This window comes from Flavivirga amylovorans, assembly GCF_030540875.1.
GTDB classification, from domain to species: domain Bacteria; phylum Bacteroidota; class Bacteroidia; order Flavobacteriales; family Flavobacteriaceae; genus Flavivirga; species Flavivirga amylovorans.
Genome location: NZ_JAUOEM010000001.1, coordinates 19052 through 32065, shown reverse-complemented (window position 1 = coordinate 32065; position 13014 = coordinate 19052). Strand labels below are relative to the sequence as shown.

Here is a 13014-nt window from a genome sequence, read left to right as displayed (position 1 = left end):
TAAACTGAAAGTTTGGTTGTATTAATAGGTGTTTTTTTTAAAATCTTAAATAACTTGCCTTAATTTATTGAAGAATTCTTTTTTAACAGTTCTTGATATTGGTAATGCATTTCCATTTTTCATTACAACGCTTCCCCCGTCTTCTTTAAGCACAAAGTCTATAGCATGTAAATTGATTAAATAAGAACGATAAATTCTAAAGAAGTTAAAATCAAGTAAAAGGTTTTCAAAATGTTTAAGGTTCTTTGAAATTACCATTTTCTTGTCATTAATTAAATATAACGTGGTATAGTTACCATCGCTCATGCAATACAATATCTCTTTGGGAGATAGTAAATGAATACCCCTAGAGTCTGTTACCGATATTTTTGAAGACTGATTGTATCTTGATTGTAATTTTTTATAATCAGATTTAAATGTATCTTCTCTATCTAAAGTATTTTTTATAATGTTAATTTTTTTAATAACGTCTTTTAAACGATCAGACTTTACGGGTTTTAGTAAATAATCTATGGCATTATATTGATAGCCTTTTATAGCATACTTATCGTAAGCTGAAACAAAAACGATATTAAAGTAAATGTTTTTTAACTCATTGAGTATATCGAAAATAGATATATTCCCAAGTTGGATATCGAAAAAAACAATATCTGGTGAATGCTTTTCTAAAACACTTAAAATTGTTCTTTTATTATGGGCTTCATCTAAAACTGTAATTTCTGGACAATACGAATTTAGCAAGAGTCTTAGGTTTTCCCTATCTTTTTTTTCGTCATCTATTATTATGCAAGTAAGCTTATTCTCCAAACTAATTAAGTTTTTTTTGAGTAGGTAATGTTATCACTACTTTGGTGCCACTAGGCATCCCTTCATCATCATAAATATCTATAACATTTATTGATGTATTTTTGAATCCTATTTTTGATAATATTCTGAGACGTTCTTGAATATTTTTTGAAGCTATAGATAAATGAATGGGTGTATTATTATGGTCTTTAATAAACCCCGCTTTTTCCCTACCAACACCGTTATCTTCTATGATACATATAACAAGTTTCCCTTTTTTATTTAAAGATACTTTTATAACAGCATCTTCTAGATTATTAGATATGCCATGAAGTATTGCATTTTCAATATGAGGCTGAATAATCATAGACGGTATAATGGGGTTTGTATTAATTAATTCTGAATCTATATTGTAAATTACTTTAAACTCTGGATCAAAACGCCCTTGCTCAATTTTTAAATACGATTTTATTAATGCCAATTCGTCATTAAACTTTGTGTAAATATTATCTGAACCTGCCAATACCTCACGTATTAGGTTTGAAATATCAGTCATATAATCATTGGCTTTGATACTCTCCTTTTTTAAAATATAGTTTTGTAATGTACTAAACGAATTAAATAAGAAATGAGGATTCATTACAGATCGTAATGATTTTAACCTGTTAATCGTTAATTCTTCATTTAATTTATAAAATTTTAATTTATTTTTTTGCTTGTAATAATAAAGGGCAAGCAGTATTACTATTAAAGACACAAAAAGTATGTAGCTTATAGACTTAGCCTTACTTGTAGCAAATTTAAATTCTTCATTTTCCTTTTCTAAACTTATTATCTCTTGCTCTTTTTCTTGCAACTCATACTTAGACTTTACATTAGCTATTTCTTCTTTAAGCCTTTGGTTATTGTATTGTTCAATTAAAATTCTAGTTTCCCTTAATAATCGTAACGCTGTGGTTTTATCTCCTATTCTTTCATAACTCAATGCCAGGTCCTCTTTGGTTTCAATAATATCTGGCAGATTATTCTCTATTTCAGAATAATACAAACTTTTTTTATAGTACTTAATAGACGCCTCATATTGCTCTAATTTAAAATAAGTGGTTCCAAGTGTATGCGTTAAACTTGTATAAAAATTATCATCATCACTACTATATCTAAGGTTATCCAAATCAATATTATTTTGGATAGTGTGTAATGCTTTTTCAGGCATGTTTTTTCGTAGGTAAGCGTATGCTATATTATTGTAAAGGTCATCACATCCTACTTCCATTTCTCCAGATTTACACTTATCGGCTACTATTGATGAATAAAAAATTAAAGAGTCGGGATTTTTATAGGTATATGCAATATTCATATAGGCAGCATTAAACCAAATTTCATAATCTTTTTCCTCTACATCTAAATATTTAATCATACCCCTAAACTCTTTTCTCCCTTTTTCCTGTTCACCTATGGTAGTAAATAGTCTTCCTTTAGTATTTTTTACAGCTAAAATTAAGCTTTTGTCCTCAATGATTTTGGCATATTCTAATGCTTGATTTAACTCATCTATAGCATCTGTATAACTGGTTTTTTTAAAGTAAAATTCTCCTAAACTCAGCTTATATTGGGTAAAACATGTAGTGTCTTGAAATTTTTCACAACTTTTATTGAAGGCATCGAATAGATTTAACATCTCCGTTTCATCAATATCCTGTTGTCTGTAATATCTTATTAAATTAAGGTTAGTGGTTACAATAGCATTAATATCATTTGATCTGTTTGCTTTATCAAGAGCCTTAAGGAGCGCCTTCTCTACTTCTACATCAGTACTATCTTTTATAGCATTCTGTGAAAGCGAACTCGCTTTTAAAAATTTGCCTTGATTAAAATGTCTCGCCAATTTTAGCGCACCACAGTTGATGCTGCTTAATAAAAAACTGAAAAGAATGTATGTAAACAGTTTATAACGCATATAAAATTTAAAGTCTTAAATATAATATATCCTAAAGCAAAGCATTAGGATTGGTTGGTAAAACAAAATAAATACAAAGCAGAAATCTTATAAAAGATTCCTGCTTCGTTAATTTAATACTAATAATCTAATTTATAAGTATCTTATGAATAGAAGATGAATCTCTACTACTAACTTTCATAAAATAAGTACCGCTAACCAAAGTGTCCACATTTAATTCAATGATATTACTATTAATTTTTCTTGATATTACTTTTTGCCCTATCATGTTAAATATGTCTATTCCTGTAATTAATCCCTGTGATTTTATATTAACTATAGTATTTGCAGGATTTGGATAAAATTCAATAGCGTTTTCTAGTTCAAAAGCATCTGTGCTTAATGTTGCATTTGAAACCGATAATGTATAATTACCAAAATCTGAATTTGTTGCTCCTTCAACAACTATAAAATACGTTTCAAAATTAGTTCCCGTAGTAAATGTTATTTCTGCATTGTTTCCACAAAAACTATCATTAGAAGCTACTAAATTGAGAGGATTAAAGCAAAAAACACCTTCATAAATTGCTATAGAGGAATCAAAATCGGTAGCAGGATCACAAAGCGAAAATTTTAAATTTTCAGCTACACCAGAAGAATAATATACAAACCAGTTGTCTGGTGCAGCACTTTCTCCTCCTTGGTCTGTACTAGTAGAGGTCTCTGCAGAAATTACACTCCCTGTAAAAACTGGTAATGCTGTTCTACAGAAATCGCCAGGAATTGGTGTACAACCAGTAATTGACAACGTATAGTATCCAGCATCTGAAGCTGTAGCTCCTTCTACTACAAAATAATAATCTGCAACATCTCCTCCCAATGCAGTAAATGTTAATTCACCATCATCACCACAATCATTATCACTAGATGCTATTAAATTTAGACTACCACATGAGCCCTCATAAACACTCAACAAAGAATCGAAATCTGTACCACCACAAAGCGATAGTGTAATTATTTGTGATTGTTCCTCTGAACGCGGAAAATAACCAATCCAATTATCTGGCGATGCATTTTGCCCTCCAGTATCTGTACCAATTGTTGTATTTCCTTCTATTGTAGCACCACAAAATGTACTCACTGCAGAGCCACAACTATCGGCACCAGTATTAACACAACTTGCAGACAAAGAATAATTCCCTACATCTGTGCTTGTAGCACCTTCAACTACAATATAATATACTCCATTAGGAATTGTTGCAAATACTACCTCAGCATCATCTCCACAAGTATTGTCATTTGAGACTAAAAGTGGCCCGCCACAAAACCCTACGTATACCGCTATTGAAGAATCAAAATCTGTGTTATTACAAAGTGATAAAGTAACCAATTCTGGATTATCAAAGCTCCTATATTGAAACCATTGGTCTGGAGCACTTGTTAAGCCACCATTATCTGTACTACTCAATGTATTGGCATTAACTGGTATTCCGCAAATTAATGGAACAGCACTGTTACAATCTTCTCCTCCTGTATCTTCACAAGATACAGATAAGGAATAATTTCCAACATCAGTTGCTGTTGCCCCTTCTACTACAACATAATAGGTTTGATTTGGTTCTGTCGTAAAGGTGATTTCACCATCATCACCGCAATCATTATCGCTTGTTGCTACTGTTGTGAAGCCAGAACAATCATTACTAGCATAAACCGTTAATAGTGAATCAAAATCCGTATCTACACCACAAAGTGATACCGTAATTATCTTAAGTCGACTAGATCCAAAATATACAAACCACTCTTCAGGAGAAGCATTTTCCCCACCAGTGTCTGTATTGTTCATTGTATTACCTGTAGATACACTGTCACAAAAAAGGTTTTTTGGAGCTGAACACGAGTCGCCTGGAATTTCTTGACAAAATGAAGAAAGATTATAAACCCCCGAACCTGAAGCGGTATTACCTTCCACCACCCAATAGTAGTCTGATGTACCATTAGATTCAAAACTAATACCTGCATAACCAAAATTTGTTACTTGCGAATCTACTAATGTTAAACCGCCACATGAACCTTCATATACAGTAAGCACAGATTCGTTACCTGAAGTTAAATCTACAAACACTTGTTCACGATTGCCATTTGCTTCAAAAACATACCATTCATCTGGAAATGAATTAGCACCTCCAGTATCTGTAAATCCACTAGTATCACCAGTTTCGAAACCTCCACAACCGATTATAGTTGCACTAGTACAACCATCGCCCCCTGTAAATGCTGTGAGGGTTGAAATGAAATCACTATTGTACTTATTTTCAACATTACCATTTATAGCATTACTGGTAATTGGTAAAGAAGTAACAAATAAGAGAGAGAGTAAAATTGTTTTCATTGGTTTTATTTTTTTAATTCTCTCTCAAATTAGGGTATAAATCCTCTAATCTTTATTTAAAATGTGTGAAGTGACACTTTTAATGTATTAATTGTATTTTCTCTTTTGAAAAACTGGCATTATAGTTTCATATCGTCATCTAATAAAAGCCATACCTTTAGTTTTATGACATTTATACTTGTGTCCGTTTTCAAAATTTAAAAATTACTTAAAACCTGATTTCTATAAATTAAATTTAGATTGAAGCTATAATTGACTCTGTTAAATTGAAATATCTTGTAGTTCTTTTAGTAGTTATTGTAATTATTTGATAACAAGACAATTAAAAAAAGCAAGAATACATTTATTCTTGCTTTTTTTTAGTGGAATAACCACAAATTAGTCATGAGTATAATTTATCTAAACTAGTTCTGTGACTAATGGTGTTTTATATCCTTTAAGATCTTACTTAACTATAACTCGCATATGTTTTACTAAATTATTAGCTCTTAATTCTAATATATATATGCCTGAATTTGCCATGTTTAGATCAAACTTACTTAGGTTAATCTTGTGAGTTCCTGAACGATAATCTCCAAACTTTTTAGACTTAACTAAAACTCCGTTAATAGTATAGATATTTATATCAAGATTACTCTTTTCATACATCTTAATAGCTACATTGAAATTATCATCAATAGGATTTGGATAAATTTTAAAGCTCGCCTCTGTTTTAATATTATCTTCTACTAAAGCCACATTAGTATCTTCTTTACTACTAGTATTCTTAGATGTGGAACCACTTCCTGAAACAGAAACCCTTATTTCATCAATATAAACATCATCTTTATTGCCACTTGCGTCACATCTAAAACGTAAACGAGTTTGGTTTGTTAGTGTAAACCCACTAATGGTTACCGATTCTGAATAGAATTGACCATTTTGGAAGTCTATATTTCTTGCCCATGTTTGAACAGTGGTATAGCTTGCCCCTCCATTGGTAGATATTTGCAACCAAAAATCTTCATTACTATTATCCATACTCTCTGGTCTATACCAAAACTCTACTTTTATTTCATTACTTCCTGATAAGGCAAGATTATTAGTGGTGATTACAGAAGTACTTGTATTATCTTGAATATTAGCAGCATTATTTCCTTGGTGAGCAAAAGTACCACCAGTGTATAATAAAGCATCACTACCTCCATCATTCCAATTTCCGAAGCCTGATTCAAAATCATCGTATAATATTTCTGTAAAACCTCCGCCACCAGAAGAAGTAACTGTGATAGTGCTCGTGGCAGTGAAACCTCCATCGTTAGTGGTTACGGTAATTGTAGCACTACCATCGCCAATTGCAGTTACCAGTCCATTAGAGTTTACTGTAGCTACAGAAGTATTATTGGAACTCCAAACAACAGTTTTATCATTCGCATTATTTGGATTTACTGTTTCGGTTAGGCCTATAGTTTGCCCAACTAGTAAACTAGCGCTTGTTGGAGACACAGAAACCCCTGTAACATTTGTAATACTTCCTACATTGACAGTACAGGTAGCAGGGTACCCTCCATCTGTGGCCGTTACCGTTATAGTAACCGTACCATTTCCCTGGGCGGTTACCAAACCATTAGAATTTACAGTCGCCACAGAAGCGTCGCTTGTAGACCAAGTTACAGATGGATCAGTTGCATTAGATGGACTAATTGTTTCCGATAGTTGAACTGTTTCACCTATTTCTAAATCTGCAGAAGACAGGTTAATAGAAATACCATTTACAGGATTAGCATTACAATTTTTAAAGTTATCATCATGATTTGTGAATAATTCAAAACGATGTAAGAAACCTTCGTCTGTAACATTGTTAAAACTTGCCACATAATCTCCTGCTTCATTTCCTCCAGAATCATTTGTATCTGCATCATATAATACAGCGGAGATCGATGGTCCAATATGACTTTCGTTATCTGGCCCTAAACCACTTGAAATAAGTCCTTTGATCGCACAAGGGACATATTTAAAATGCTTACTTTTTACCTGGGCTGTAGATCCATATATACCATGTACATTGGTAAAAGTTACAGATGCAAAGCTACCAGGAGTTCCAGTTTCATCTGCTGCAACAAAACCATTAGAAGCTTCTGCAGCAAAACTACAATTGGTAGCCGTTACATTTACAATAGTAGCTGAACCATTATCTCTAGTATGAGGAGAAACCATGGCTGCTGTTTTACCATTAATACATGAAATATCCCTTGCAAAAACCTGGTCTATTAGTAAGTTTGTTGGTGCTGTCCAAATACTACCTCCAGATTCTAATCTTAGAGTCGCACCTCCCTCGCCACTTAAATTTTTAAAGAAAATATTGGTGCCTGCTTTCATTTGCATAATACCATATCCATAAGCCATCTTTTCTCCAGAAATGTTTTTCACCAATCCATTTTTACTCATTTGCCCTACGCCATTATAAACAGCATGATTTACAGTAACACAAGAAATCCTACTATAATTATCTAATACATGAAAATCTGACACCATAAAATTATCTCCAGTTTGGCTATTGAAAAAATTTTGATTTTTTCCTGCCCAATTAGCATCAGAAATATCAACTGTAAATTTTTGTCCTGGTTGAGCACATCTAATACTTACATTCTGAATCACATCTAATAACTCAGGTACATTGTTTTTAATGGCTCCAATCTTTAGCATAGGAGCTCCCTTGCCTATTACAGGTTTTAAAATGGCGTCCTTATCTACCACAATGTGTATATTATTAGCCAATTGTACTTTACTAATATAAAAAGTCCCTGCAGGAATGGTAATTTTCCCTCCATTAGTTAATGCTGTCATGTCAGCAATTGCACTTTTCAAAGCTGCTGAATCATCTACTGCATCATTGCCATTTGCCCCGTAATCTGCAACAAGATCTACTGTCTGGTTTACAAGATTGATTTTGTCTGTATAAAAATTACCCTCGTTTTGAGCCTTTACATGCCAACTGATTGCAAAAAGCATAAAAAATAAGGGGAAAAGATTTTGATAGATACTTTTGTAAAACTTCATGGTTATAATTGATTACGATTAATAATATTATAAGTTAGTAATCAACAAGCGCATGTAAGTCTTTCAGGATAAATATTTAGTCGTTGTAAGTAAAATCACAATAAATTTATTTTGAAGCTTATCTTTACAAACAGTCCATTTAGTTATAATTAAAATTGAGCAATCGAAAATAACAAAATGTTGTCCTAAACAAAAAAAGCTTCTCATTTCTGAGAGGCTTTTGGCTACTTATTTGTAGTTTAAAAAAGTGCGGGCGGGGAGACTCGAACTCCCACACCTCGCGGCACTAGATCCTAAGTCTAGCGTTTTAATCTGTTTTGAATAGAAATAATATGATTTCCAATGAATTACATTTTGTTTAATTCCATTCGAAGCCTATTAAAATCATCCAAAATGAGCATTTGTTGTACCTATGTTGTACCCGAAAGACGAAACCTTTTAATACTATCCCCTAATCCCATACAAGGGCAAGTAAATCTTATAAACCTGTGATTTTAAAATTCTAAAACACGCTAGATGGTTAATCTAAAATATTTATTAGAGTACAAATATTTACTAAATTCTCATATTTACTATTATTCTCAGTATCAAGAGTTCCTATTAGAACCTCATTTTTTTCACGACAGCTAGCCTAAATACGGAATAAAGTAATCAATCATTTATACTAGTGCTCTTAAATATGGTCAACTATCAATCTATATACGGAATCATTTTTCTTAGAAATCTTTATTCAAATTTTAGTTTTGCATAAACCAAATCAATGAATCTTTAAAGTGTTTTTACAATTTCAAATCTTCAACGATATTAATAATTTTCTTGTCCAGCTGCTCACTTATTTCTTCAAATTTAGATGCAGATGGTAATGGACAATTTACGCTCATATAAAATTTAATCTTCGGTTCCGTCCCACTTGGCCTTAGGGCTATCTGACTTCCATCTTCAGTATGATAAACTAATACGTTAGATTTTGGTAAATCTATTGGACTTTCTGATCCTGAAACTAGGTTTTTAGAATCAGAGAGCTTGTAATCATCTACCCTTACTACCTTGATCCCGTTAATATCCGTTAAAGGAAATTTTCTGGCATTCTTCATCATTTGGCTAATCTCCTCTGCACCGTCCATGCCTTTCTTTGTCAATGAAACAAGATGTTCCTTATATAAACCATGTTTTACATACAGTTTTATTAACTGCTGATAGGCTAAAATATCTCTTTGTTTGGCTTGTGCCACAATTTCTACTGCCAATAAGGTAGATGTTACTGCATCCTTATCACGAACAAAATCACCTACCATATAGCCAAAGCTTTCCTCTCCACCACCAATAAAACTTAATTCAGGATTGTCTTTAATCAATTTGGCAATCCACTTGAAACCTGTTAGTACCGTTTTACTTTCAACTCCATAGTGTAATGCCATTTTGCCTAGCATTGGGGTGGAAACTATAGTTGATGCAATGAACTCCTTACCAGTAATCTTACCTTGAGATTCCCATTGTTTTAATAAAAAATCAGTCATCAAAAGCATAGTCTGGTTACCGTTCAATAACTGTAGTTCATTTTTGTAGTTACGAATAGCAACACCTAATCGATCGCAATCAGGATCTGTGGCTATGACATACATGGCGTCCCAGACTTCATCGAAATCTTTATCAAAAGAGGCATTGCTAACCAAATTAGCTTTGAATGCTCTAATCTCTTTTAGTAGGTCTCTCTTTGTTTGTGCGTTTAATAAAAGGGTTAAAAATAATGTTGTAATTAGACGAATTATAAGTTGAGTGCGTGTATTAGTTTGAAGTAAAAGAGACCTTAAAACTTCCCATATTTTAGATAAGCTTCTTGAGGGTCGACCCCATTCATAATTGCCTTTCTAACTAAGCTTTCGGTTCTTAAAACTTCTTCTACTTTTTCGATGACTTCTTCCGATATATTTTGAGGTATTACAACAATGCCATCTCTGTCGGCCATAACATAATCCCCTGTATTGATATTAACGTCTCCAATTTTAATAGGTTCCTCAAAGCTATCTGCAACCCACCTGCCAACAATATCTACAGGCGTGTAATATTTACAAAATACTTTAAAGCCGATTTTATTTATAAAATCAGAATCTCTACATCCGCCGTCTACAATATACCCTCTAACACCCTTTAATTGGAGTGTTTCAGAAGATAATTCTCCCATATGCGAAAGCTTATCGTCGTTAGGTTGACAAATTATGACACTTCCTTTAGGTGCTTTGGAGAGCAAAGCGGTCCATTGCAGTAGCGTTTCATGAGGGTCTAAAGTATCGTCATAACGTCCGCTTACGGTGAAAACAGTTCCTGCTAATTTTTTATCAATGTCCAAAGGGCGAATATTATTGGGTAATGTTTGGTTAGGGTAGCCCATGGCTCTAAGTACATCGTATACGGCTCCTGAGTAGCATTTTTCCAATCTGTTTGATAATTCAATACTTTTATTCATAATTTTTGTTTTATGGTCAATCTGTTTTTATTACTGGTTTTTTTAATGATATGTAACTACTTGTTGTGGTGTTTTCTTTTTGCTAGTAAAATATGGTCGCAAACCAACACTAGTTCACCATGTTGATTGAAGATTTCTACGTGTTCTGTTACATGCCCTAAATGTGCATGTTTGGAATCCTTTTTTTCGCTTATGGTTACCACCACCTTAATGGTATCTCCAATATGTACTGGTTTTATAAAGCGCAGGCGGTCATAGCCTTTTGAGAATGCTTCTGGATTTATTTCGGTAGCGGTCATACCAATACCAACTGAAAAAGTTAGGGTGCCATGAGCGATACGTTGTTTAAAGGGTTGGGTTTTGCACCATTCTGAATCCATATGATGTGGAAAAAAATCACCGGTATGTCCTGCGTGAACCACAAAGTCCGTTTCAGTAATAGTACGCCCTAAAGTTTCTCTTTTATGACCTAATTCATAATCTTCGTAAAACTGTGATTTTATATGCATTATTTTAGTTTTTAAATCTTATTATCTGCCCATCCAGCCCCCGTCAACAAGAACAATAGCCCCGTTCATATAAGCTGCCGAATCTGAAGCTAGAAATACGGTCGGTCCAGCAAAATCTTGAGGCTCTCCCCAGCGCCCTGCTGGTATTCTTGATAAAATGGATTCGGCTCTTACAGGGTCGTTGCGCAAAGCTTCTGTGTTATCTGTTGAAATATATCCTGGCGCAATAGCGTTAACATTAACACCTTTTCCTGCCCATTCATTTGCAAATGCCATGGTTAACTGGCCTACAGCTCCTTTACTTGCTGCATATCCTGGCACCGTAATACCGCCTTGGAAAGTCAATAATGAAGCTGTGAAAATAATTTTACCGTATTCTCTTGCTACCATTTCTTTACCAATTTCCCTAGTCAGAATAAATTGTGCATTTTGATTGACTTCAATCACCTTGTCCCACATATCATCCGGGTGCTCAGCGGCAGGAGTTCTTAAGATGGTTCCCGCATTATTTACCAAAATATCGATTTGTGGGTGGTCTGCTTTAACCGCCTCGATAAAAGCATATAATGATTTTCTATCTGAAAAATCACATTGGTATGCGCTAAAGCTTTTCCCTTTTGCTTCTACTGCTTTAGAAACTTCACTTCCTTCCGGTTCCAATGAAGCCGATACGCCAATAATATTGGCTCCTGCTTCTGCCAAACCAATGGCCATGGCTTTACCAATGCCTCGTTTACAACCGGTTACCAAAGCTGTTTTTCCTTCTAAACTGAATTTATTTAGGATACTCATTTTTAATGTTTTTGTTTTATTTAAAGATTTTGTGAAGATGCTTCTACTGCGCTCAGCGTGACATTTATTTTTAAAGTTGGCAGTCCATTAAGACTTTCATGCCGTCAGGATTTTCATCAATGTTTTCGAATACTTGTTGAATGTTTGATAATGGTTGTACATCAGTTATCATATCCTCAAAGGGCGATTCATTGGCAGTAATCAGCGCAATGGATTTTTCATAATCTTCTTTTTCATAAACTCGTGCGCCTATTAACTTTAATTCCTTCCAAAAGAACTTGAATAAGTTCACAGGTTTTGGCTGCCCATGAATGGCCACCATGACGATACGGCCTCTGATACCGGCCACTTCGGTCATAATATTTAATGTTGGTTGTACGCCTGCTACCTCAAAAACGACATCGGCCAGTCTTCCCTCGGTTTTAGAATGCACATATTCTACCAGGTCCACATCGATTGGACTTACTGCTTCTAGCCCCATGGATTTGGCTTTTTCAATCCTTGTTGGGTTCACCTCGGAAATAATTACCTGAGCTCCTACTTCTTTAGCTACCATAGCCACTAAAAGTCCGATAGGGCCACCGCCAAGCACTATAGCGGTTTCGCCAGCTTGCAACCCGCTCAATCTAACATCATGGGTGGCTACCGATAAGGGTTCGATTAAAGCCGCCAACTTTAAATCTGTGTTCTCTTTTAATTTATGTAAAGTGAATGCTGGTACATTCCAATATTGCTGCATGGAACCGGGACTATCAATCCCTATAAAATTCAATTCTTCACAAATGTGGTTGAATCCTTTGTCTGAAGGTTTGGCTTTCCTGTCGTCTAAGGGGCGTACTACAACTTTATCTCCCTTTTTAAACCCTTTCACACCACTCCCTACGGCATCGATAACGCCTGACATTTCATGACCTATGGTTTGGGGCATGGCCACCCTTTTATCCATCATACCATGATAGATATGAACATCTGTGCCACAAACTCCTGAGTAGGCTACTTTGATTCTTACGTCACCTTCTGCCGGAGCTTCGATTTCTTTTTCTATAACCGAAAATGTCTTATTCCCTTTGTATTGCGTTGCTATCATTTGGGTTCAGTT

General features: G+C 34.2%; 8 protein-coding genes and 1 pseudogene. All 9 read right to left on the bottom strand.

Features of this window, described 5'->3' with window-relative positions; all coding sequences use genetic code 11:
* Window positions 1-45 precede the first annotated feature (45 nt).
* Entirely contained in the window at window positions 46-807 is a 762-nt protein-coding gene (locus Q4Q39_RS00115; protein ID WP_303280339.1) for a LytR/AlgR family response regulator transcription factor, read from the bottom strand.
* Between the two features lies 1 nt (window position 808).
* Window positions 809-2671 carry a tetratricopeptide repeat-containing sensor histidine kinase gene (locus Q4Q39_RS00110; protein WP_303280338.1) on the bottom strand — a complete coding sequence of 621 codons (1863 nt, stop codon included), beginning with the start codon at window positions 2669-2671 and terminating at the stop codon, window positions 809-811.
* A gap of 199 nt (window positions 2672-2870) precedes the next feature.
* Window positions 2871-5111: a T9SS type A sorting domain-containing protein gene (locus Q4Q39_RS00105; RefSeq protein ID WP_303280337.1), complete on the bottom strand. Its 2241-nt coding sequence runs from the start codon at window positions 5109-5111 to the stop codon at window positions 2871-2873.
* A 444-nt stretch (window positions 5112-5555) separates the two neighbouring features.
* On the bottom strand, window positions 5556-8150 hold the full coding sequence (locus Q4Q39_RS00100; protein ID WP_303280336.1) for a T9SS type A sorting domain-containing protein: 2595 nt from the start codon (window positions 8148-8150) through the stop codon (window positions 5556-5558).
* 779 nt (window positions 8151-8929) lie between these two features.
* Window positions 8930-9766: pseudogene (locus Q4Q39_RS00095) on the bottom strand (phosphohexomutase domain-containing protein); the annotation flags it as partial.
* Window positions 9767-9957: 191 nt separating this feature from the next.
* Window positions 9958-10614, bottom strand: a complete 657-nt coding sequence (locus Q4Q39_RS00090; RefSeq protein ID WP_303280335.1) for an RraA family protein — start codon at window positions 10612-10614, stop codon at window positions 9958-9960.
* A gap of 56 nt (window positions 10615-10670) precedes the next feature.
* Window positions 10671-11123, bottom strand: a complete 453-nt coding sequence (locus Q4Q39_RS00085; protein ID WP_303280334.1) for a MaoC family dehydratase — start codon at window positions 11121-11123, stop codon at window positions 10671-10673.
* 21 nt (window positions 11124-11144) lie between these two features.
* Entirely contained in the window at window positions 11145-11909 is a 765-nt protein-coding gene (locus tag Q4Q39_RS00080; protein ID WP_303281294.1) for an SDR family NAD(P)-dependent oxidoreductase, read from the bottom strand.
* A 76-nt stretch (window positions 11910-11985) separates the two neighbouring features.
* The gene (locus tag Q4Q39_RS00075; RefSeq protein ID WP_303280333.1) at window positions 11986-13002 is read right to left on the bottom strand and encodes a zinc-dependent alcohol dehydrogenase; all 1017 of its coding nucleotides are present in this window, start codon (window positions 13000-13002) and stop codon (window positions 11986-11988) included.
* Window positions 13003-13014: the final 12 nt, after the last annotated feature.

Bases quoted from the DNA above. Each gene is read 5' to 3' on its own strand.
- Q4Q39_RS00105 (WP_303280337.1), bottom strand. From the start codon at position 5,111: ATGAAAACAATTTTACTCTCTCTCTTATTTGTTACTTCTTTACCAATT.
- Q4Q39_RS00100 (WP_303280336.1), bottom strand. From the start codon at position 8,150: ATGAAGTTTTACAAAAGTATCTATCAAAATCTTTTCCCCTTATTTTTT.
- Q4Q39_RS00090 (WP_303280335.1), bottom strand. From the start codon at position 10,614: ATGAATAAAAGTATTGAATTATCAAACAGATTGGAAAAATGCTACTCA.
- Q4Q39_RS00085 (WP_303280334.1), bottom strand. From the start codon at position 11,123: ATGCATATAAAATCACAGTTTTACGAAGATTATGAATTAGGTCATAAA.
- Q4Q39_RS00075 (WP_303280333.1), bottom strand. From the start codon at position 13,002: ATGATAGCAACGCAATACAAAGGGAATAAGACATTTTCGGTTATAGAA.